Source organism: Rhizobium sp. PRIMUS64 (genome assembly GCF_023006465.1).
GTDB lineage: Bacteria > Pseudomonadota > Alphaproteobacteria > Rhizobiales > Rhizobiaceae > Rhizobium > Rhizobium leguminosarum.
Map to the genome: position 1 here is coordinate 21061 of NZ_JALBGX010000062.1, position 19065 is coordinate 40125.

A 19065-nucleotide genomic window follows, 5' to 3' on the forward strand; every position below is an offset into this window, starting at 1 on the left:
AATCCGGCCCCTATCGCGCGACTTCGAGACGCCCGACGAGATCAGTCTTCGAAATCGCTGGCCGGGGCGACTTCGGCCTGGCGTGGCGCCCGCTCCGAGGGATCGCGACCGATTTCAGCCTTCAGAGACAAGAGATCGATGAAATGATCGGCCTGACGGCGCAGGTCGTCGGCAATCATCGGCGGCTGGGTTGCCATGGTTGAGATCACCGAGACCTTGCGGCCTCTGCGCTGCAACGCCTCGACCAGGTTCGTGAAGTCGCCGTCGCCCGAGAAGATGACGAGATGATCGACCGTTTCGGACTGTTCCATCGCGTCGATCGCAAGCTCGATGTCCATGTTGCCCTTGATCTTTCGGCGACCCATGGAATCCGTGAATTCCTTGGCAGGCTTAGTGACGACTTTGTAGCCGTTGTAATCGAGCCAGTCGATCAGAGGCCGGATCGATGAATACTCCTGATCCTCGATCAGAGCGGTATAATAATATGCGCGCAGCAGGTATCCGCGTTTCTGGAATGCTTTCAAGAGCTTGCGGTAATCTATGTCAAATCCCAGGCTCTTGGATGCAGCGTAGAGGTTGGCGCCGTCAATGAAGAGTGCAATTTTTTCGCGTGGGTCAAACATCGCTTACCAATCCAATGAGAGCAATCGAAATTCGCAGGTGCCAAACTTCAATAAAAACAATAGCTTGTGTTTCGATTTCGATTTGATCCTTACTTTATGAATTATTCATATATGAAAGATTTAGGGCACGATTCGACATATTCCAAGCAACCTTCGGTGGAATTATGACATTCTCCATGGAAATCTAGCTCAGCCGCGGATAAAGACGAGGGGAGCCGGAATGAAAAACTTGTATTTGCCCGGTTTTAATTGTATCGGGCGTGCTAATCCCGAAATGACGACCGTAAAGGACAGGCAATGGCCCGTGTCACAGTTGAAGATTGCATCGACAAGGTGGAGAACCGCTTCGAGCTGGTTCTGCTCGCCAGCCACCGCGCCCGGCTGATTTCCCAAGGTGCCTCGATCACCATCGATCGTGACAATGACAAGAATCCCGTTGTGGCCCTGCGCGAAATCGCCGACGAGACGCTTTCGCCCGACGACCTCAAGGAAGATCTGATCCATTCGCTGCAGAAGCATGTCGAAGTCGACGAGCCCGAGCCCGATCCGGCAAGCATGATCGCCGCCGGCAGTGTCGCCGCAGCCGACAGCGAAGAGCAGGACGACCTGCCGGAGACGATCACTTTCGACCAGATGTCGGAAGAAGAGCTGCTTGCCGGCATCGAAGGCCTTGTGCCGCCGGAAAAGAGCGACGACTACTAAGCGCGTCGGCCGGATCCCCGGTCGCATCGCTTGGGCATGATCCTCCCGGTCGCATTGATGCGATCCGGAAAAATGCTTCATGCGATGCAAAAGAGCGACGATTACCAATCGTCAATCTTGCACCTTTATTGCTTAGGCATATTATTGCCCATGTGTGCGCCAATCGTTGATTGGCGCGCTTTTATTTTTATCGGAGTGGCTTTGGAATGATGCGGCAGTACGAGCTCGTGGAGCGGGTTCAGCAATACAAGCCCGATGCCAATGAAGCACTGCTGAACAAAGCCTATGTCTACGCCATGCAGAAGCACGGCCAGCAAAAACGCGCGAGCGGCGATCCCTATATTTCCCATCCGCTCGAGGTCGCTGCCATCCTCACCGACATGCACCTCGATGAATCGACGATCGCGGTTGCTCTGCTGCACGATACGATCGAGGATACGACGGCGACACGCGCCGAGATCGATGAACTCTTCGGCGAGGATATCGGCCGCCTGGTCGAGGGTCTGACGAAGATCAAGAAGCTCGATCTCGTCACCAAGAAGGCCAAGCAGGCGGAAAACCTGCGCAAGCTGTTGCTCGCCATTTCCGACGATGTGCGCGTGCTGCTCGTCAAGCTGGCCGATCGCCTGCACAATATGCGCACCCTCGATCACATGTCGGCCGACAAGCGTGCCCGCATTTCCGAGGAGACGATGGAAATCTATGCGCCGCTCGCCGGCCGCATGGGCATGCAGGACATGCGCGAGGAACTCGAGGAGCTTTCCTTCCGGCATATGAACCCGGAAGCCTATGAGACCGTCACCAAAAGACTGGAAGAGCTTTCGAAGCGCAACGAGGGCATCGTCAAGAAGATCGAGGCCGAACTGCGCGATCTGCTGGTGGCAAGCGGCCTGACGAGCGCCTACGTCAAGGGCCGGCAGAAGAAGCCCTATTCGGTCTTCCGCAAGATGCAATCGAAGTCGCTTTCGTTCGAGCAGCTTTCTGATGTCTACGGTTTCCGCCTGATCGTCGAGGATATCCCTTCCTGTTACCGGGCGCTCGGCATCGTCCACACGCGCTGGCGCGTCGTGCCCGGCCGCTTCAAGGACTATATCTCGACGCCGAAGCAGAACGATTACCGTTCGCTGCACACCACCATCGTCGGTCCTTCCAGCCAGCGCATCGAACTGCAGATCCGCACCAAGCGCATGCACGAAATCGCCGAATTCGGCATCGCCGCCCACACACTCTATAAGGACGGCGCCACCAATGCCGATGGCGACATCCTTTCTCGCGAATCCAATGCCTATTCCTGGCTGCGCCATACGATCGAGGCCCTGGCCGAGGGTGACAGCCCGGAAGAATTCCTCGAACACACCAAGCTCGAGCTGTTCCAGGATCAGGTTTTTTGCTTCACGCCGAAGGGCAAGCTGATTGCCTTGCCGCGTGGCGCCACCCCGATCGATTTCGCCTATGCGGTGCACACCAATATCGGCGATACCACCGTGGGCGCCAAGATCAACGGCCGCATCATGCCGCTGGTGACGCGGCTTGCCAATGGCGACGAGGTCGAGATCATCCGCTCCGGCGTGCAGGTTCCGCCCGCCGCCTGGGAGGAAATCGTCGTGACCGGCAAGGCGCGCGCCGCCATCCGCCGGGCAACCCGCATGGCGATCCGCAAGCAATATGCCGGCCTTGGCCACCGCATTCTCGAGCGCACCTTCAATAGGGCCGGCAAGATCTTCTCGCGTGAGGCGATGAAGCCGGCGCTGCACCGTCTTGGCCAGAAGGATGTCGAGGATGCGATCGCCGCCGTCGGTCGCGGCGAGATGTCCTCGCTCGACGTGCTGCGCGCCGTCTATCCCGATCATCAGGATGAGCGCGTCACCGTGAAGCCCTCCGGCGACGACGGTTGGTTCAACGTCCGCAGTGCCGCCGGCATGATCTTCAAGATCCCCGGCAAGACCAAGGCCGGGCACGACGGTGGCCATTCGGAAATCGACGCGGATGCCGATATCGGGCCGATCCGCGGACTGTCCGGCAATGTCGACGTCAAGTTCGCTCCAACCGGCGCCGTGCCCGGCGATCGCATCGTCGGCATCATGGATCAAGGCAAGGGCATCACCATCTATCCGATCCAGTCGCCGAGCCTGCAGCGCTTCGACGATCAGCCCGACCGCTGGATCGACGTTCGCTGGGATCTCGACGAAGCCAACAAGTCGCGTTTCATGGCGCGCATCATGGTGAATGGGCTGAATGAGCCAGGCACGCTTGCCAAGGTCGCCCAGACGGTCGCAGGCCTCGACGTCAATATCCGCTTGCTGAACACAGTGCGGGTGGCTGCCGATTTCACCGAAATGATGCTCGAGGTCGAGGTCTGGGATCTGCGCCAGCTCAATCAGTTGCTCGCCCAGATGAAGGAACTGGATTGCATCGCCACGGTCCGGCGGCTCTACGAGTAAGCTTTTGTTAAGCCCTTCAGGGGTTTGGACGAAAAATTGCACATTTTATGATCTTGGCGGCGCATCAAAAAGGCAAGCAATGCGCACAGCGCATGGCTGTCTCCATGTTGCGGCGGTGGTAATTAACCTTTGCCGAGCCTATCTTCTGGTCTTCGAAACGCAAACAGAAGATGAGACAAGGTAATGTTTGACCCTATCAAGAAATTCGCTCGCGCCTTTCGCGCTCCGACCACGCAGGAACGTGAAATGGCATATTTGAACGGCTCGCTCGATCGTATCGATCTCGAGTTTCGTCAGCGCCAGGTCGACCGCGGTCTGTTCCGCAATCGCTGATACTGAACTTAATACTTGAGGCGGGTGAGGGACGTTATGCATAACGGACGCCCCTCGGCATGAGAAGCTCCTCTTCGCAGAGAGAACTGAGGGGCTGTTTTTCGAGCGGTATCATTTGCCGCTCTTGTCATGGCGGTGTGCGCTGCACTAAATACCGGCCATGTTGTTTCGCCGTCGCAAACCTGCGGGATTCAGGGAAAAGATGCGGGAGCTTTTGTGGCCTCGCAAGGGTTTCCTTCGCCCGATCCGTTACCTGACAATGCGCGTCCTGCGCCTGAGCGCTTCGCCGCATGCGGTTGCCGCCGGCGTCGCTGCGGGTGTCTTCGTCTCGTGGACGCCTTTCATCGGCGTGCATTTCGTCATGGCTTTCGTCATCACCTATTTCCTTTCCGGCAGCATGGTGGCCGCCGCCCTCGGTTGCGCCGCCTTCGGCAATCCGCTGACCTATCCCTTCATCTGGGGCATCACCTGGGAGATCGGACATCTGCTGTTGAGCCGCGAGGATCACCTGGCCGGCCAGACGGTGGATCTCGCCGCCCTTTTCCACAAGCTGAACTTCACTGAGCTATGGAAACCGGTGCTGGAGCCAATGCTGGTCGGCGCCATTCCGCCGGCGGCCGTCACCTCCGTTGCGCTCTATGCGCTGACATTCTACACCGTGAAGGGTTTTCAGACGCGCCGCCATATACGGCTGATGGAGCGGGCGCGCCTGCGCCTTGCCGTTCCGGCCGGCGACATGCCGAGCATATGAACCCGATCAAGAATTCTTAAGCGACGGAAGGTTCCGGCATGATCATCGGCATTGGCAGCGATCTGATCGACATTCGCCGTATCGAGAAATCCATCGAGCGCTTCGGCGAGCGCTTCACCCATCGCTGCTTTACCGAGATCGAGCGCGCGCGTTCCGACCGCCGGGCAAACCGTGGCGAATCTTATGCCAAGCGTTTCGCCGCCAAGGAGGCCTGTTCCAAGGCGCTCGGCACCGGCATAGCGCAGGGCGTCTTCTGGAAGGACATGGGCGTCGTCAACCTGCCGAGCGGCAAGCCGACCATGGTTTTATCAGGCGCGGCCGCCCTGATCCTCGAATCGCTGCTGCCCGCGGGTCACAGGCCCGCCATTCATTTGACAATAACGGATGATTATCCCTTGGCGCAGGCCTTCGTCATTATCGAGGCGTTGCCCGAGAGCCTCTGATCGTGACCGCGGGAGCGTTGATCGCGACCTCTCGTCGCTTTTGATGTTGTCGCCATTGCCGCAACCGGCCGAAGCCGCTAGAGAGAACGACAGAAAGAATTGCGCCGCCGCGGCGTCTTGAAGGAATAAGACTGCGTGTCCGAAAAAGTCGAAGCCAAGCCGAACGCCCTCTGGGAAAATATCAAAGTCATCATCCAGGCGCTGATTTTGGCGATGGTGATCCGAACGGTGCTATTCCAGCCCTTTACCATTCCGTCCGGTTCGATGATGCCGACGCTGCTCGTCGGCGATTACATCTTCGTCAACAAGTTCGCCTACGGCTATTCGAAATATTCGCTGCCCTTCTCGCCTGATCTCTTCAGCGGCCGCCTGTTCGGCGCCGATCCGAAGCGTGGCGACATCGTCGTCTTCCGCTTCCCGCCAAACCCCGAGATCGACTACATCAAGCGCTGCATCGGCCTGCCGGGCGACCATATCCAGGTTACCGACGGCGTGCTCTACGTCAACGGCAAGCCGGTTCCGAAGGTGGCGGACGGCAGCTTCACCTCGGATTACAAGCTTGATCCGGGCGCGGATGTGCCGGTGTTCCGCGAAACGCTCGACAACGGCAAGACCTACGACACGCTTGATCAGTCTCCGGTGTCGCGCGGCGATAACACCCGCGAATTCATCGTGCCGGAAGGCCATTATTTCATGATGGGCGATAACCGCGACAACTCGCTCGACAGCCGCTTCGACGTCGGATTCGTGCCCGCCGAAAATCTTGTCGGCCGCGCCAGCGTTATCTTCTTCTCGCTTGGCAACGATACCTCCTTCCGCGAAATCTGGAAGTGGCCGACGAACATGCGTTGGGACCGCCTCTTCAAGGTTGTTGAATGAGCAAGGCGCAGACGCTTTCTGCGGCGGACCGCGCAAAGCTTGAAGGCCTGATCGGTCATGACTTCGCTGAAAAGGAACGCCTGGATCGCGCGCTGACCCATGCCAGCGCCCGTACCGAAAAGGGCGGCAATTACGAACGGCTCGAATTCCTCGGCGACAGAGTTCTTGGGCTCTGCATCGCCGAGCTTCTGTTTCGCACCTTCGGGACGGCGGGAGAAGGCGAGCTCTCGGTTCGCCTCAACCAACTCGTCAGCGCTGAAACCTGCGCTGCGGTTGCCGACGAACTCAATCTTCACCTCTATATCCGTACCGGCGCCGATGTGAAGAAGTTGACCGGCAAGCGCATGATGAACGTGCGCGCCGACGTCGTCGAAAGCCTGATCGCCGCGATCTATCTCGACGGCGGCCTCGAAGTTGCCCGCCGGTTCATTCTGCGTTACTGGCAGGGCAGGGCAGTGCGGGCCGATGGCGCTAAGCGCGACGCCAAGACCGAGCTGCAGGAATGGTCGCACGCGAAATTCGGCGTCACGCCGATCTACCGGGTTGATGAACGCAGCGGACCGGATCATGATCCGCGCTTCAAGGTGACGGTGGAAGTTGCTGGCATTAAGCCGGAAACCGGCGTAGAGCGGTCGAAGCGTGCCGCCGAACAGGTCGCGGCAACGAAGATGCTCGAGCGCGAAGGCATTTGGCAGCAATCGTCTGCCGGAAACTGACGGGACAATGACACAAGAAGAAGATATCGCGGCCGAGGCTGCCGCAGAAACCAATGGTCCGACGCATTCGGGCTTCGTCGCGCTGATCGGACCGACCAATGCCGGCAAGTCGACGCTGGTGAACCGCCTCGTCGGCGCCAAGGTCTCGATCGTCAGCCATAAGGTGCAGACGACGCGCGCCATCGTTCGCGGCATCGCGATCCACGACAACGCCCAGATCGTCTTCATGGATACGCCTGGTATCTTCAAGCCGCGCCGCCGGCTTGACCGCGCCATGGTGACTTCGGCCTGGGGCGGTGCGAGGGATGCCGATCTGATCGTGCTGCTGATCGACAGCGAGCGCGGCTTGCGCGGCGATGCCGAAGCCATCCTCGAAGGCCTCAAGGAAGTCCGGCAGCCGAAGATCCTGCTGCTCAACAAGATCGACCGCGTCAACCGTGAGGATCTGCTGGCGCTGGCCGCTGCCGCCAACGAGAAGATCGCTTTCGAGCGCACCTTCATGATATCAGCCGAAAACGGCTCCGGCTGCGACGACCTCATGGACTATCTGGCGAAAACGCTCCCGGAGGGGCCGTGGTATTATCCGGAAGACCAGATCTCCGATCTGCCGATGCGCCAGCTCGCGGCCGAGATCACCCGCGAGAAACTGTTTCTGCGCCTGCACCAGGAGCTTCCCTATGCCTCGCATGTCGAAACGGAGAAGTGGGAAGAGCGCAAGGACGGCTCGGTGCGCATCGAGCAGGTGATCTATCTCGAGCGCGACAGTCAGAAGAAGATCGCGCTCGGCAAGGGTGGTGAAACCATCAAGGCGATATCGACTGCGTCGCGCAAGGAATTGTCGGAGATCCTCGAACAGCCTGTCCATCTCTTTTTGTTCGTCAAGGTTCGCGAGAATTGGGGGGATGATCCCGAGCGGTTCCGCGAAATGGGTCTCGATTTTCCGAAATAAGCGTGGCAAGGATTTCATCGGGCTGGCGCCAGCCCTTTGTTTTCGCATAAAAAATTAGCCTCGCTCATGGAACAAATCCGTCGCTTGCGCATTCCTTGATGGACGGCGCGCCAACGTTGGCGCGCCGGTTTTGTGACGGCAAGGGCAAGTATGGCGACGTCGAGACCCATCAATTCTTTCAAGACCCCTTGCGAGCAATGTCCCTTGCGGCCGCTGCCGCATTTCAGGGAGTTCAGCCGTGATGAGTTGGAGTTCGTCTCGAGCTTCAAGAGGGGTGAGCTTGCCGTCGATGCCGGCTCGACCATCCTCGTCGAGGGCGCACATAGCGCTCATCTCTTCACGGTGCTCGCCGGCTGGGGCTTCCGCTACAAGATGCTGGAGGACGGACGCCGCCAGATTCTGAATTATATTATGCCGGGCGACCTGATCGGCCTGCAGGGAACGATCGCCGGCGAGATGCAGCATTCCGTCGAAGCGCTTTCGCCCGTTTCCCTTTGTGTCTTCGAGCGTGACAGGCTGATGACGCTTTACAACAAGCACGCCTCGCTCGCCTTCGACATTACCTGGATCGCCGCGCGCGAGGAGCGCATCCTGGATGAGCATCTCTTGAGCATCGGCCGTCGCACGGCGCTGGAACGAGCAGCCTACCTGATCGCTTTCCTGTTTGAGCGCGGCCGGAAGCTGAATATCTTCAACGGCCGAAAATTCATCCCCATCACCCAGCAGCACATTGCCGACACGCTCGGTCTTTCCATCGTTCATACCAACAAAACCTTGAAAAAGCTCAGCGAACGTGGGTTGATCCGCTGGCAGGAGCGTGGCTGCGAGGTGCTGAACGGCGAGGAATTGATGGCGATCGCCGGCTGGGAAGGGCTCGGAGAGGGCAAACGCCCGTTCATCTAAGGCATGTCGCGCAAAGCAGCGGTTTGCGATAACGGCATGAGTTGGAAATATAGAGCTAAAGCGCGAGGAGCGTATCTGAAGGATTGCGACCCGCTTTAGAGCATTCCTCATTTCTCCCGGGTGACGGATATGCTCCGTCTTGTTTGGCGCAATTCCGGACGCCAACCACTGCGCAATTATACTGGAATTGCTCTCCAGCGCCGCGCGTCCTTTCGAGACGCCGCAAAGGACGCTGTAGCACTTTGAATGGCTGCACAAATATGCCGTAGCCAACCGGCCGGCTTATGTCTTTTTTAAATGCGCATTAGCAGCACGGAAAATAAAGTGAGCCGTCAACTTTCCTCCGATTTTGATTCTTATCGACCGGGCAGAAAAATGGTTTATTCAGAAAAGGTGGCGGAATTCACCGATAGCGTGGCATGCGGGGCACCGGAGGGCAATGATGTTGGCGAAACGGCCGGGGCGCTGCGACAGGCGCCCGACGGGGGGCATCGAATCATGAGCGCAATCCGTGTTCTGGTTCTTGAAGACAGTTTGATCATCGCGATGGAGGCGGAGGATATTCTGCGCCTGGCCGGCGTCGAGAGTATCGATATCGTCGGCAGTGTGGAACAGGCGAGGGCCGCCATTGCTGCGGAGACGTATGATTTCGCCCTTCTCGACGTCAATCTCGGCGAGGGCATGAGTTTCGGATTTGCCCGCCATCTTCTCGATATCGGCATCCCCTTCGGCTTCGTCAGTGGCTATTCCGATACCGGCGATTTCCCGCCCGACCTGCAACAGATACCGCTTCTGGTAAAGCCGTTCGACGAAACGGCGATGCGGGAATTCCTGCAGAGGCTTTTCCCGGCTGTAGCCTGACACGGTCCGTGACAGAATCCAGTCCTTGCTGACGGCGCCGCGCGTCTTTCAGACGTGCAAAGGACGCTGTAACGCCTTGAATTATGCAGTAGGATGGATTCGTCACCCGCAGGGACTTCTTTCGATGCAATGGCAGGACCAGGCGATCATTCTGGGCGTCAAGCGCCACGGCGAGACGAGCGTCATTGCCGAGGTGATGACGCGTGATCGCGGCCGCCATCTCGGCCTGGTGCGTTCCGGCCGCTCGCGCGCCATGCAGCCGGTGCTGCAGGCGGGCAATGCCGTGGAGGTCAACTGGCGTGCCCGGCTTGACGAACATCTCGGTGAATTCCGCGTCGAGCCGGTGACACTGCGCGCCGCCCGCCTGATGGAAACGGCGACCGCCGTCTACGGTGTCCAGGCGATGGGCGCGCTGCTGCGGCTGCTGCCGGAGCGTGACCCGCATCCACACCTCTTCGATGCGCTGGAGGTCATCCTCGATCACCTGCATAATCCGGCCGATGCCGGCGAACTCTTCGTGCGTTTCGAGCTTGCTGTGCTGAATGATCTCGGCTTCGGCCTCGATCTTGCCGAATGCGCTGCGACCGGCGCCCGTTCCGATCTCGTCTATGTCTCGCCGAAATCTGGCCGCGCCGTCAGCCGCACCGCGGGCGAGCCCTGGGCGGACAAAATGCTGCTCCTGCCGCCGTTCCTCAGCATCGAAGGCAATCATGCAGCCGACTTTGATAGTCTCTCGGCTGCATTCCGCCTGACAGGGTTCTTCCTGCATCGTCATGTCTACGAGCCGCGCGGCATCGAGGCGGCAGCTGCCCGCGACGGTTTCGTTCAGGCGGCGCTCAAGGCGCTTAATCCAGCCTTGCGGACGCTTTCCGGCCCGAACGGTATTTCCGCCTGACCTCGTTTTTTACGGGTGCAAAACATCCTCCGGATTTGGCGGTTTACCTGCTGATGAGCGCTTCCTATGTCTTCACAGGATTGCCAATCAAGGAGGACCCCATGCTGACCAAGACCGCATCACCGACGACGATCACGCTCTGGAACGGCCGCGAAATTCCGCGTCTCGGCATGGGATGCTGGGCGATCGGCGGCCCCTTCTTCGCCGGCGACACGCCGCTCGGCTGGGGCGATGTCGACGACGATGAATCCGTGGAGGCGATCGACCGTGCCACCGAACTCGGCATCCGCTTCTTCGACACGGCCTCGAACTACGGCGCCGGCCACTCGGAGGAAGTGCTCGGCCGGGCGATCGGTAATCGCGACGATGTCGTCATCGCTACCAAGTTCGGCTTCGCCACCGATCCGGCAAACAAGCAGGCAACCGGCGCCTTTGCCGACGAGGCCTTCATCCGCCGTTCGGTCGAGACCTCGTTGCGCCGCCTCAAGCGCGATCGCCTCGATCTCCTGCAGTTCCACCTCAATGATTTTCCGATGGATCAATCGGATGCCGTCTTCGATACGCTGGAGGCGCTTCGCACCGAAGGCAAGATCGATGCGTTCGGCTGGAGTACCGATTTTCCGGATCGTGCCGCCCGTCATGTCGGCCGACAGGGCTATGTCTCGATCCAGCATACGATGAATGTTTTCGAACCGGTGCCGGAGATGATCTCGGTGATCGAGGGGAAGGGCCTGATCTCCATCAATCGTGGCCCACTGGCGATGGGGCTGCTGACCGGCAAGTTCACCGCCGACAAAGCGGTGGGCGCGGGGGATGTCCGCGGTGCTGCCCTCGATTGGATGGTCTATTTCAAGGATGGACGTATGGCCCCGGAATTCGCCGCGAGGCTCGATGCCGTCCGCGATCTCCTGACGTCAGGCAGCCGCACGCTGACGCAGGGCGCGCTTGCCTGGCTCTGGGCACGCTCGCCGCGCACCCTTCCCATTCCGGGCTTCCGCACCGTCGCTCAGGTGGAGGAAAATGCTGGCGCGCTGGAGAAGGGACCACTGCCAGCCGATGTCATGGCGGGGATCGATGCCGCGCTCGATCGCTTCTGAGGGTTTTAATGCATGTCGCCCAAAAAGCATGCTTTTGGGCGACATGCATAAGTCAAAGACTCAAAGCGCATCGGATGAATCCGGTTTGAAGCGATGCCCTTCAGGCTGCGGCTCGACGTTTGAGCGCCCAGCCTTCCGGCCGCTCTTCAACGATGTTGACGGTGTCACCGATCGTGACCTTGCCGTTGCCGCGCGGCGTGACGTTCCAGCCGAAAAGCGGGCCGGGCACGCGCCTGTCGGCGGACATGCGGATGCGGCCCATGGCCGGCATTGGGTTTGGTCCCTCGCGGGACCCGGTCAACTGGTCTTGAGTCGTCATGATGCAGCGGGAGCAGGGTTTGACGAGATCGAAGCGGATGCCGGCGATCTCGATCGCCGCCCAGCGGTCCTCCGGCCAGGCCTCGTCGGTATCGATGACGATGTTCGGACGGAAGCGTTCCATGCCGACACTGCCTTCGCCATGGGCGGCGAGATCGGCATTCAATGCCTTCAGCGAGCCCGTCGTCGTCACCAGGATCTGATAACCGTCGGTAAAGGTGACGGGCGTGGCTTCGCCGGCCCATTCAGCATTTGCCGTCCGCCGTGCCTGGCCGTCGAAGAAGACTAGGCGCACCTCGCGGCCAAGCCATTCGGAAAGCTGCCGGTTGCTCTCCGGATCGGCGACGGCGGCGCTGACGGCAGATTTCCACACGGTCACATCCATGCGGTTTTCGGGCTGAGGCGGTGTTACCGATATGTCCGTTTTCCCCTGCATCAGCAGCCGAAAGGCGGTCGCCTCCGGTCGTACCTCGATGCGTGCGAGGTCGGGCAACTCGCGCTGGGTGATGAAGTGCCCTTGGGCATCGGTGATCATCGCCCGCCGGTCGCCGGGAAGCCCATAGGCGTCAATGTCGGCGGCCGGCAGCGCAATGCCGCGGGCGCTCTTGAGCGGGTAGATGAAGAGGTCGCTGACACGCATCTTGTGCTCCTAGATTTCGTCCATGAAGGCCGAGAGGAAGTCGCGCAGGCTTTTATCACGCGCGGCGGCCAGCCTGCGGCCGGTCTCGGTCTGGAAACCTTCCGCCAGTTTGAACAGCTTCGTCTGGAAATGGTCAATGGCATAACGCTTATCATCAAGCGGGCGGTCCGCTGCCGCCGAGTCGAATGGATCGTAGAGCCCGGATCCCAGTCGCCCGGCGATATAGAAGCAGCGGGCGGCGCCGACCATGCCGATCGCGTCCAGCCGGTCGGCATCCTGCAGGATCTTCGCCTCCAGCGTTTGCGGTGCCACCCCGGCGGAGAAACTGTGTGCAGTGATTGCGTGGGCCGCGGCTTCGACATCCGCCTCGCTCCAGCCGAGTTCCGCCAGGATCGCCGATGCCTTCTGCGCCGCCAAAGCCGATGCTTTTGCCCGCAGCGGCGAATTCTTCTCGACGGCGACGCAGTCATGCAGCAGCACGGAAGCGGCAAGAACCCGCCCGTCGCCGCCTTCTCCCGCATGGATGCGCATGGCATTTCTGAAGACGCGCAGAATATGGGCAAGGTCGTGCGAGCCGTCGTCGCCATCGGCCGCATGCGCAATCAGCGCCGCCGCAAGCGTTTCGTGTGGGGAGAAGGCTTCAGCCGCGAACATAGCGCCACCTGTCATGAGGAAGATCGTTTTCCGCCGATAGGGCATCGGCGCGGAATTGAATGCGGGCGGTAAAAGGATGCGACAACGAAGATCTCAGGAGTCGCAGCCGATTTTGTAGCGGCTTGCCATGCGAGTCGCAATCGAGGGGGATCTCAGTGCTTGGCTCCAGGAAGTTGGGTCACGCCGCCGTTCTTCGGCGGCAGGGAGAGAAGATGGGGCACGTCACGCGCCGGTCGCGGCGGACTGATGTGATAGCCCTGGATCTCGTCGCATTCCTCGCATTCGAGCAGCGCCAGCTGCGCGGCCGTCTCGACGCCCTCGACGGTGACGCGCATGCCGAGCGCATCGCCGAGCAGGATGATCGCATGCATGATCGCATGCGCTTCCTTGTTGTCGACGATGTCGTTGACGAAGGACTTGTCGATCTTGATCTTGTCGAAGGGGAAGCTCGAGAGATAGCTCAGTGAGGAATAGCCGGTTCCGAAATCGTCCATCGAGATGCGGATGCCGCGCTCCTTCAGGGCATGCAGGATCGGCAGCACTTCGCTGAGATTTTCCATCAGCACGCTCTCGGTGATTTCGAGTTCAAGCCGCGACGGCGACAGCGCGGCGGCGGCAAGTGCCTCGCTGACATCTCGCGTCAGGTCGCTGCTGCTGAATTGGATTGCCGAAACGTTGACGGCGATCTTGATGCCCTCCGGCCATTGCGCTGCATCGTTGCAGGCCCGACGCAAAACCCAACGGCCGATATCGACGACGAGGCCGACCTCCTCTGCCAGCGGAATGAAATCCATCGGCGGAACGCGGCCTCGGACCGGATGGTTCCAGCGGATCAACGCTTCGAAGCCGCAGATACGTCGCTGCGAGAGGTCATAGAGCGGCTGATAATGCAGCTCGAATTCCTCTTTCTCAACGGCTGCTCGGAGGTCTGCCTCCAGCGCGTGTCGCAACTGCATCTGCGCTTCCATCTCACTGGCGAAGAAACGCTCGCGTTTGCGCCCGTCCGCCTTGGCATGTGACAGCGCCACGCCGGCATTTTTCAGCAGGATATCGGTTTCTTCGCCATCTCCAGGGGCGATTGCGATGCCCATGGAGACGCTGAGCTCCAGCTGTTTCTCGCCGTGGAGGAATGGCGCGGAAAGCTCGCGGCGGATCTGCTCGGCAAGCGCCGTCACGTTCCGCGGCTGCTGCTTGCCCGTCTGCAGGATGGCGAATTCGTCCGAGCCGAGGCGCGCCAGGGTGTTTTCCGAACCGGCCGAGGCTCGGATGCGCTCGGCGACCTGCTGCAGGATTTTGTCGCCGGCCGAAACGCCCATCGTGTTGTTGATCGATTTGAAACCGTCGAGATTGAGGTGAACGAGGGCAATCTGCTGATCTGGCCTGCGCTCTGCGAGTGTCGCATCGACCTGCTCGCGGAAATGGATGCGGTTCGGAAGGCCGGTCAGCGGGTCGTGGTGGGCGAGATAGGTGATGCGTTCGGCTGCCCTTCGATCCTCGGTAATGTCGGCGTGAATGGAAATGTTGCTGCCGTCGGAAAGGATGGTCACCATGCTCTGGATGATGCGGCCATCGTCCATCAACCATTCGCGCCGACGGAGACTACTGCTTCTTGTGGTTGCGGAGGAATGTCGTCCGGTCCGCCGGCCGGGTTTGTTGCTGGCGCTCTCGGTGCCGCGCATTTTGGCCGTGAGATCGGCGATTGTCGCGCCGGCAACGACATCTTCGTCCGTCAGGTCGAAGAGCTGACGGAAGCGGATGTTGGAAAGCGTCAGCCGCTGGTCGGCGTCGAAGACGCTGAGACCGAGCGGCAGGTTGTTGAGAATGACTTCGAAGAGTTTTTTCTGTCCGTCGAACGCCTGGCTAAGGGCTGATATATTGCCTCTCAGCGCATGGTTTTCCCTCAGCAGCGTTTCCGCGCTTCTCTCGATTTCGTCATAGTCGCTTTCATGGACGCGATAGGTCGCGATCACAAGATCCATCAGGCGCTGCGCATCGATCGATCCATCGGCGGTGACGGCCTCGGTGCATTGCCGCCAGAAGAGCGCTTCAGCTTTCATGTGCAGGCGTCTCTCGGGACGACAGCGGAGGAAAGCGTCCTCGTTTGATGAACGTGCCTCATTTCGCCGGACATGAAAGACCTTTCTAAAATGAATACAGAGGTTGATTTTTTATAAGCTGGACGCCTGCTAGTGATGCGTGATGTCCATTTTGTATGGGCCGGATTAATATTCGGTTGCAGTGCAGCAGCGACGTCTCTCCGTTAGACGTTTGTTTTATATGTGAAAAATAGCTGAAATACGCAGGAAAACGACCCTCTGACACTGGCGGAGGCCTGCGCTCAGGCGTTCCGTTTACTTTTGTCAATCATCGTTAATGAGAAGTTAACAACTTATTGACGCACTGCGCAAATCAGTTTAACCACCGAGTCAACAGTGACTTTCCAACGTTCGTATTGCGTACAAACACCACCGGCAGAAGGCGGTGAATGGAGGTTTGTATGACCAGCACCACATCCGTTTCAGACACCTCATACGCATATCTGGCGACGCTTTCGCGGCTCGATGCCAATGGCGACGGCGTACTAAGCCGCGGCGAACGTGCCGCCGATGAGAAGCCCGGCATCATCAAGGAACTCCTGGAAGACGATAATGCCAGCGACACGCAGCCGAAATTTTCCGGCAGCCTGATTGCGCTGATGATGGACACCCGTGACAGCGGCAGTGCAAGCAGCATCGCCGTTCCCTATCCGCTGCAGCAGGCCGCGCCGACATCAGGCGATCAGTCCGACGATCTCTACCGCAAGACCTACGGTCAATTCGATTTCGACGCCGTCGCCTGAGCGGCGTCTCAATTCGAGAGATCTGCAAGCCGGCCGGTTGGCCGGCTTTTCTCGTTCGATATTCCTGCGCATAACCCGAAAATCGGAGTGATTTTCGGAAAGGATTATGCGCCACGCAAAGTGCTGGAGCGTCCTTAGCGCGTCCTATCGGACGCGCGGCTCAGGAACACCTTCCGGTTTGACACGTTCAGAAGGACAACCGGACGCAAGGAGATCTCCATGAAAGCCATGCGCATTATCGCCACCTTGAGCCTGCTTGCGGTTGCATTGCAGGCAGGCGCTCAGGACAAGCAAACGGCGGTCGCCAATTTCGTCGGCAAGGACGGCAAGGAGGACGGTCGCGCGCAACTGACGGCTGCCGCCAATGGCGGCGTCCTGATCGAAGTCGAGATATCGGGATTGCCGGCGAACAAATGGGTGGCGTTCCATGTTCATGAGACCGGCCGCTGCGACGCCGAAACCCATCACGAATCAGCGGGCGGTCACTTCAACCCTGATAAGGCCGAGCATGGCATCCTTGCCGCCAAGGGACCGCACGCCGGCGACATGCCCAATCAATATGTCGGGCAGGACGGCAGGTTGCGGGCACAGATCTTCGACAGCATGGTCACGCTCGACGGCAAGACTGACGGCATTCGCGGTCGCGCATTGATGGTGCACGCCAATTCGGATGATTATCGCAGCCAGCCTTCGGGTGATGCCGGGGAAAGACTCTCCTGCGGCGTCATCCAATAGGCTACGGCGCAATTCTTAGATCGGCATCGATTTAGGGACAAAATTAACAATTCAAACTGCACAGCGCCACGGGTCTTAAAAAGATCGGTGGCGCTGCAATGTCTTACTGACGCGTCGGCGTCGGTTTTTCGGCCGTCGCCTTGCCGTTGGACTTTTTTGCCGGCGCGGCATCTGAAGCATCCGGCACGGCGTCAGGATTGTCATCGAAGGCGAGTTTCACGCGTTTCACCATGTCACGGCTGACCAGCCACCAGTCACCTGTCTTTGCCCAGTAGCGCAGCGCGACGGAGATCGTGCCATCACCGAGGCTGTCGATGAAGACGCTGGGCGCCGGTGACGTCAGCACCCTGGAGTCGGCTTTAGCAAGGTTCATCAGCGTCTCCATTGCCAGATCGATGTCATCCTCATAGGCGACGCTGATTTTCAGCTCGTTCCGCCGGGTGGGCTCGCGGGTGAAATTGGTAATGGGCGTGTTCCAGAGCGTCGAATTCGGCGCCAACCGGTAGAGCCCGTCGCCGGTTTTGAGCTCGGTTGCAAACAATCCGATTTCGCGCACCGTGCCGGCCACGCTGCTGGTCTCGATATATTCACCGACGCGGAAAGGCCTGAGGATCAGCAGCATAATGCCGGCGGCGATATTCTGCAGCGTCCCTTGCAGCGCTAGTCCGATCGCCAGGCCCGCTGCGCCGAGGGTTGCTATGATCGAGGCGGTCTGGACGCCGAATTGACCGAGGACGGTGATGAACACCAGGATGAGCAGCGCATAGCGCAGCACATTGGTGAAGAAACGCGCCAGCGTCTCGTCGATGCCATGAACGCGCGACAGGCCTTCATAGGCCCAGCGGCTGGTAAAGCCGGCCAGCGCCCAGCCAAGAACGAGCAGGATCACCGCCCCGAGGACGGAGAAGGAATATTGCACCGCAAGCGCGCTTGCCTGGCTGAGTGCCGTTTGCGTGGCGAGGAGGACATCGGCTGCCTGTTGTTCCATGATCTGGCCCTGTCGATTGTGCGTGGTCGGGGGCTAGATGGAGCGGCTGGCGGCAGCGTCAATCGCCAACGGCGTCCCGGATCGCAAGCACGAAGGGCGCATTGCCGTCGGCATCCGCACCACGTCCGATTGCCCGTACCGCCGCGACCAGCCGGCCGCTGCGGCCGAGCAGCGCGTCACCGATCTCGATCAGCCGGGCGTTGGGCGTCGCGAAAGGTGAGGCGGCTCGGAGTCGGCGAGCAAGCGTTTCATCGCTCTGATCCGGCGCCAGCGACAGCGCGGCGATGAGGGCTGCGGCCGGTGATCGCGACACGCCCATCCAGCAATGAATGAGCAGCGGCGTCTCTTGCTGCCACGATGCGGCAAAGTCGATAATCCCGCGGATATGCGTCTCGTCAGGTGCCACGAGATCGCCGGTGCCCTTGAAGACGATATCGTTCATACCAAGTGTCAGATGACGTTCGGCCGCAATCACGCCCGGCCGGTGAAAGGCCTGATTCTTGGCGATCAGGCTGATCATATCGCGCGCCTTATGGCGCACCGCCATTTCCGCGATGCGCGACAGCGGCGAGACGACGATGAAGCTCACGATACCATCCCCCGCTCGGCCTCGATCGCCGCGAAGCGCGCGCAGAACAATCGCTGCGCTTCGAGCGCAGGCAGGGGCTCGATCATCAGCATGTCCTTACTGATGCCGCGCGGCTGGCCGAAGAATTTCTGCGCCTCGGCGGGTGTGAAACCGGCAAGCACGGTCGCCTCGAAATAGGCGGCGATGGTGTCGGCCTTCTTGATCCGGTCCTTGAGGTCGCGCGAGGGATGCGGCGGTAGGCCGAAGCGCAGGTGCACGGCCGCCTCCAGCCGCTTTTCCACCGTCTTGTAGCCGCCGCCGACCACCGATTTGAACGGCGAGATCATGTCGCCGATCACATATTCGGGTGCGTCGTGCAGCAGCGCCATCAGGCACTCCTGCGGCCGCGCATCGTTGAAGCGGCGGAAGATATCCTCGACGACGAGACTGTGTTGCGCCACCGAAAAAGCATGATCGCCAGAGGTCTGGCCGTTCCACCGGGCAACCCGCGCAAGCCCATGGGCGATGTCGATGAGTTCGATATCGAGCGGCGAGGGGTCGAGCAGATCGAGCCTGCGCCCGGACAGCATGCGTTGCCAGGCACGCGGAGCTTTCGTCGTTGTCACGCGCTGGCCTCGTCGCCGCTTGTGGGAAAGACAAGGCCGGACCATGCCGGCAGGACGAGGGAAACGGGCGTTTCGCCGGCGAGCAGCGGCGTACCTGCCGCCAT

The 19065-nt window shown here is 60.0% G+C and carries 21 protein-coding genes and 1 pseudogene; 14 read left to right on the forward strand and 8 right to left on the reverse strand.

From position 1 onward, the window contains the following. Positions 1-41: 41 nt before the first annotated feature. Complete coding sequence (locus MOV76_RS22645) at positions 42-623, reverse strand: NYN domain-containing protein (protein ID WP_018241395.1); 582 nt, start codon at positions 621-623, stop codon at positions 42-44. 297 nt (positions 624-920) lie between these two features. Here MOV76_RS22645 and rpoZ point away from each other — a divergent pair, with 297 nt between their 5' ends. The 12 genes from rpoZ to MOV76_RS22705 all read left to right on the forward strand — a co-directional run bounded on the left by rpoZ (position 921) and on the right by MOV76_RS22705 (position 11593). Beyond that, positions 921-1325, forward strand: a complete 405-nt coding sequence (gene rpoZ, locus MOV76_RS22650) for a DNA-directed RNA polymerase subunit omega (RefSeq protein ID WP_018241396.1) — start codon at positions 921-923, stop codon at positions 1323-1325. A gap of 206 nt (positions 1326-1531) precedes the next feature. Continuing rightward, entirely contained in the window at positions 1532-3766 is a 2235-nt protein-coding gene (locus MOV76_RS22655) for a bifunctional (p)ppGpp synthetase/guanosine-3',5'-bis(diphosphate) 3'-pyrophosphohydrolase (RefSeq protein ID WP_018070607.1), read from the forward strand. Between the two features lie 183 nt (positions 3767-3949). After that, positions 3950-4099 (forward strand): DUF3563 family protein, encoded by a 150-nt coding sequence (locus MOV76_RS22660; protein ID WP_003558084.1) that lies wholly within the window; start codon positions 3950-3952, stop codon positions 4097-4099. Positions 4100-4259: 160 nt separating this feature from the next. Further along, positions 4260-4850 carry a DUF2062 domain-containing protein gene (locus MOV76_RS22665; protein WP_026230826.1) on the forward strand — a complete coding sequence of 197 codons (591 nt, stop codon included), beginning with the start codon at positions 4260-4262 and terminating at the stop codon, positions 4848-4850. Positions 4851-4888: 38 nt separating this feature from the next. Continuing rightward, positions 4889-5293 carry a holo-ACP synthase gene (gene acpS / locus MOV76_RS22670; protein ID WP_018447376.1) on the forward strand — a complete coding sequence of 135 codons (405 nt, stop codon included), beginning with the start codon at positions 4889-4891 and terminating at the stop codon, positions 5291-5293. Positions 5294-5428: 135 nt separating this feature from the next. Continuing rightward, positions 5429-6172: a signal peptidase I gene (gene lepB / locus MOV76_RS22675; RefSeq protein WP_018241399.1), complete on the forward strand. Its 744-nt coding sequence runs from the start codon at positions 5429-5431 to the stop codon at positions 6170-6172. Further along, on the forward strand, positions 6169-6888 hold the full coding sequence (rnc, locus tag MOV76_RS22680) for a ribonuclease III (protein ID WP_003558092.1): 720 nt from the start codon (positions 6169-6171) through the stop codon (positions 6886-6888). Before lepB ends, rnc begins: the two co-directional genes overlap by 4 nt. 7 nt (positions 6889-6895) lie before the next feature. Further along, entirely contained in the window at positions 6896-7837 is a 942-nt protein-coding gene (gene era / locus MOV76_RS22685) for a GTPase Era (protein ID WP_018070602.1), read from the forward strand. Between the two features lie 150 nt (positions 7838-7987). After that, positions 7988-8740 carry a Crp/Fnr family transcriptional regulator gene (locus tag MOV76_RS22690; protein WP_020049310.1) on the forward strand — a complete coding sequence of 251 codons (753 nt, stop codon included), beginning with the start codon at positions 7988-7990 and terminating at the stop codon, positions 8738-8740. Between the two features lie 375 nt (positions 8741-9115). Continuing rightward, positions 9116-9601 carry a response regulator gene (locus MOV76_RS22695; protein ID WP_018447378.1) on the forward strand — a complete coding sequence of 162 codons (486 nt, stop codon included), beginning with the start codon at positions 9116-9118 and terminating at the stop codon, positions 9599-9601. A 124-nt stretch (positions 9602-9725) separates the two neighbouring features. Beyond that, entirely contained in the window at positions 9726-10496 is a 771-nt protein-coding gene (gene recO / locus MOV76_RS22700; protein WP_026230827.1) for a DNA repair protein RecO, read from the forward strand. Positions 10497-10597: 101 nt separating this feature from the next. Next, entirely contained in the window at positions 10598-11593 is a 996-nt protein-coding gene (locus MOV76_RS22705) for an aldo/keto reductase (protein WP_247265332.1), read from the forward strand. Positions 11594-11693: 100 nt separating this feature from the next. On the opposite strand, the gene MOV76_RS22710 is transcribed toward MOV76_RS22705, so the two are convergent. The 3 genes from MOV76_RS22710 to MOV76_RS22720 all read right to left on the reverse strand — a co-directional run bounded on the left by MOV76_RS22710 (position 11694) and on the right by MOV76_RS22720 (position 15262). Continuing rightward, a complete protein-coding gene (locus MOV76_RS22710; RefSeq protein ID WP_018241404.1) occupies positions 11694-12551 on the reverse strand; it encodes an MOSC domain-containing protein in 858 nt (285 codons plus the stop codon). Between the two features lie 9 nt (positions 12552-12560). Then, positions 12561-13220 carry an HD domain-containing protein gene (locus tag MOV76_RS22715; RefSeq protein ID WP_247265333.1) on the reverse strand — a complete coding sequence of 220 codons (660 nt, stop codon included), beginning with the start codon at positions 13218-13220 and terminating at the stop codon, positions 12561-12563. Between the two features lie 137 nt (positions 13221-13357). After that, complete coding sequence (locus tag MOV76_RS22720; RefSeq protein WP_247265334.1) at positions 13358-15262, reverse strand: bifunctional diguanylate cyclase/phosphodiesterase; 1905 nt, start codon at positions 15260-15262, stop codon at positions 13358-13360. A gap of 440 nt (positions 15263-15702) precedes the next feature. Between MOV76_RS22720 and MOV76_RS22725 the strand changes: the two genes are divergently transcribed. Both MOV76_RS22725 and MOV76_RS22730 read left to right on the forward strand, forming a co-directional pair. Next, a complete protein-coding gene (locus MOV76_RS22725; RefSeq protein ID WP_131702310.1) occupies positions 15703-16044 on the forward strand; it encodes a hypothetical protein in 342 nt (113 codons plus the stop codon). A 219-nt stretch (positions 16045-16263) separates the two neighbouring features. Then, positions 16264-16779 (forward strand): superoxide dismutase family protein, encoded by a 516-nt coding sequence (locus tag MOV76_RS22730; protein ID WP_247265335.1) that lies wholly within the window; start codon positions 16264-16266, stop codon positions 16777-16779. A 103-nt stretch (positions 16780-16882) separates the two neighbouring features. Here the strand turns inward: MOV76_RS22730 and MOV76_RS22735 are convergent, their stop codons facing one another. The 4 genes and pseudogenes from MOV76_RS22735 to MOV76_RS22750 form a co-directional block, all read right to left on the reverse strand. Beyond that, complete coding sequence (locus MOV76_RS22735) at positions 16883-17767, reverse strand: mechanosensitive ion channel family protein (protein ID WP_018447385.1); 885 nt, start codon at positions 17765-17767, stop codon at positions 16883-16885. A gap of 58 nt (positions 17768-17825) precedes the next feature. Continuing rightward, the gene (locus tag MOV76_RS22740; protein ID WP_247265336.1) at positions 17826-18356 is read right to left on the reverse strand and encodes a tyrosine phosphatase family protein; all 531 of its coding nucleotides are present in this window, start codon (positions 18354-18356) and stop codon (positions 17826-17828) included. Further along, a complete protein-coding gene (locus MOV76_RS22745; protein WP_131702312.1) occupies positions 18353-18961 on the reverse strand; it encodes a YfbR-like 5'-deoxynucleotidase in 609 nt (202 codons plus the stop codon). The genes MOV76_RS22740 and MOV76_RS22745 overlap by 4 nt, the downstream gene beginning before the upstream one ends. After that, positions 18958-19065 (reverse strand): annotated as a pseudogene (locus MOV76_RS22750) (folate-binding protein); the annotation flags it as partial. The gene MOV76_RS22745 and the pseudogene MOV76_RS22750, both read right to left, overlap by 4 nt.

Excerpts from the sequence above, each read along its gene's own strand:
- MOV76_RS22645 (WP_018241395.1), bottom strand. The coding sequence starts at position 623 with ATGTTTGACCCACGCGAAAAAATTGCACTCTTCATTGACGGCGCCAAC.
- rpoZ (WP_018241396.1), top strand. The coding sequence starts at position 921 with ATGGCCCGTGTCACAGTTGAAGATTGCATCGACAAGGTGGAGAACCGC.
- MOV76_RS22655 (WP_018070607.1), top strand. The coding sequence starts at position 1,532 with ATGATGCGGCAGTACGAGCTCGTGGAGCGGGTTCAGCAATACAAGCCC.
- MOV76_RS22660 (WP_003558084.1), top strand. The coding sequence starts at position 3,950 with ATGTTTGACCCTATCAAGAAATTCGCTCGCGCCTTTCGCGCTCCGACC.
- MOV76_RS22665 (WP_026230826.1), top strand. The coding sequence starts at position 4,260 with ATGTTGTTTCGCCGTCGCAAACCTGCGGGATTCAGGGAAAAGATGCGG.
- acpS (WP_018447376.1), top strand. The coding sequence starts at position 4,889 with ATGATCATCGGCATTGGCAGCGATCTGATCGACATTCGCCGTATCGAG.
- rnc (WP_003558092.1), top strand. The coding sequence starts at position 6,169 with ATGAGCAAGGCGCAGACGCTTTCTGCGGCGGACCGCGCAAAGCTTGAA.
- era (WP_018070602.1), top strand. The coding sequence starts at position 6,896 with ATGACACAAGAAGAAGATATCGCGGCCGAGGCTGCCGCAGAAACCAAT.
- MOV76_RS22690 (WP_020049310.1), top strand. The coding sequence starts at position 7,988 with ATGGCGACGTCGAGACCCATCAATTCTTTCAAGACCCCTTGCGAGCAA.
- MOV76_RS22695 (WP_018447378.1), top strand. The coding sequence starts at position 9,116 with ATGGTTTATTCAGAAAAGGTGGCGGAATTCACCGATAGCGTGGCATGC.
- recO (WP_026230827.1), top strand. The coding sequence starts at position 9,726 with ATGCAATGGCAGGACCAGGCGATCATTCTGGGCGTCAAGCGCCACGGC.
- MOV76_RS22705 (WP_247265332.1), top strand. The coding sequence starts at position 10,598 with ATGCTGACCAAGACCGCATCACCGACGACGATCACGCTCTGGAACGGC.
- MOV76_RS22710 (WP_018241404.1), bottom strand. The coding sequence starts at position 12,551 with ATGCGTGTCAGCGACCTCTTCATCTACCCGCTCAAGAGCGCCCGCGGC.
- MOV76_RS22715 (WP_247265333.1), bottom strand. The coding sequence starts at position 13,220 with ATGACAGGTGGCGCTATGTTCGCGGCTGAAGCCTTCTCCCCACACGAA.
- MOV76_RS22720 (WP_247265334.1), bottom strand. The coding sequence starts at position 15,262 with ATGAAAGCTGAAGCGCTCTTCTGGCGGCAATGCACCGAGGCCGTCACC.
- MOV76_RS22725 (WP_131702310.1), top strand. The coding sequence starts at position 15,703 with ATGACCAGCACCACATCCGTTTCAGACACCTCATACGCATATCTGGCG.
- MOV76_RS22730 (WP_247265335.1), top strand. The coding sequence starts at position 16,264 with ATGAAAGCCATGCGCATTATCGCCACCTTGAGCCTGCTTGCGGTTGCA.
- MOV76_RS22735 (WP_018447385.1), bottom strand. The coding sequence starts at position 17,767 with ATGGAACAACAGGCAGCCGATGTCCTCCTCGCCACGCAAACGGCACTC.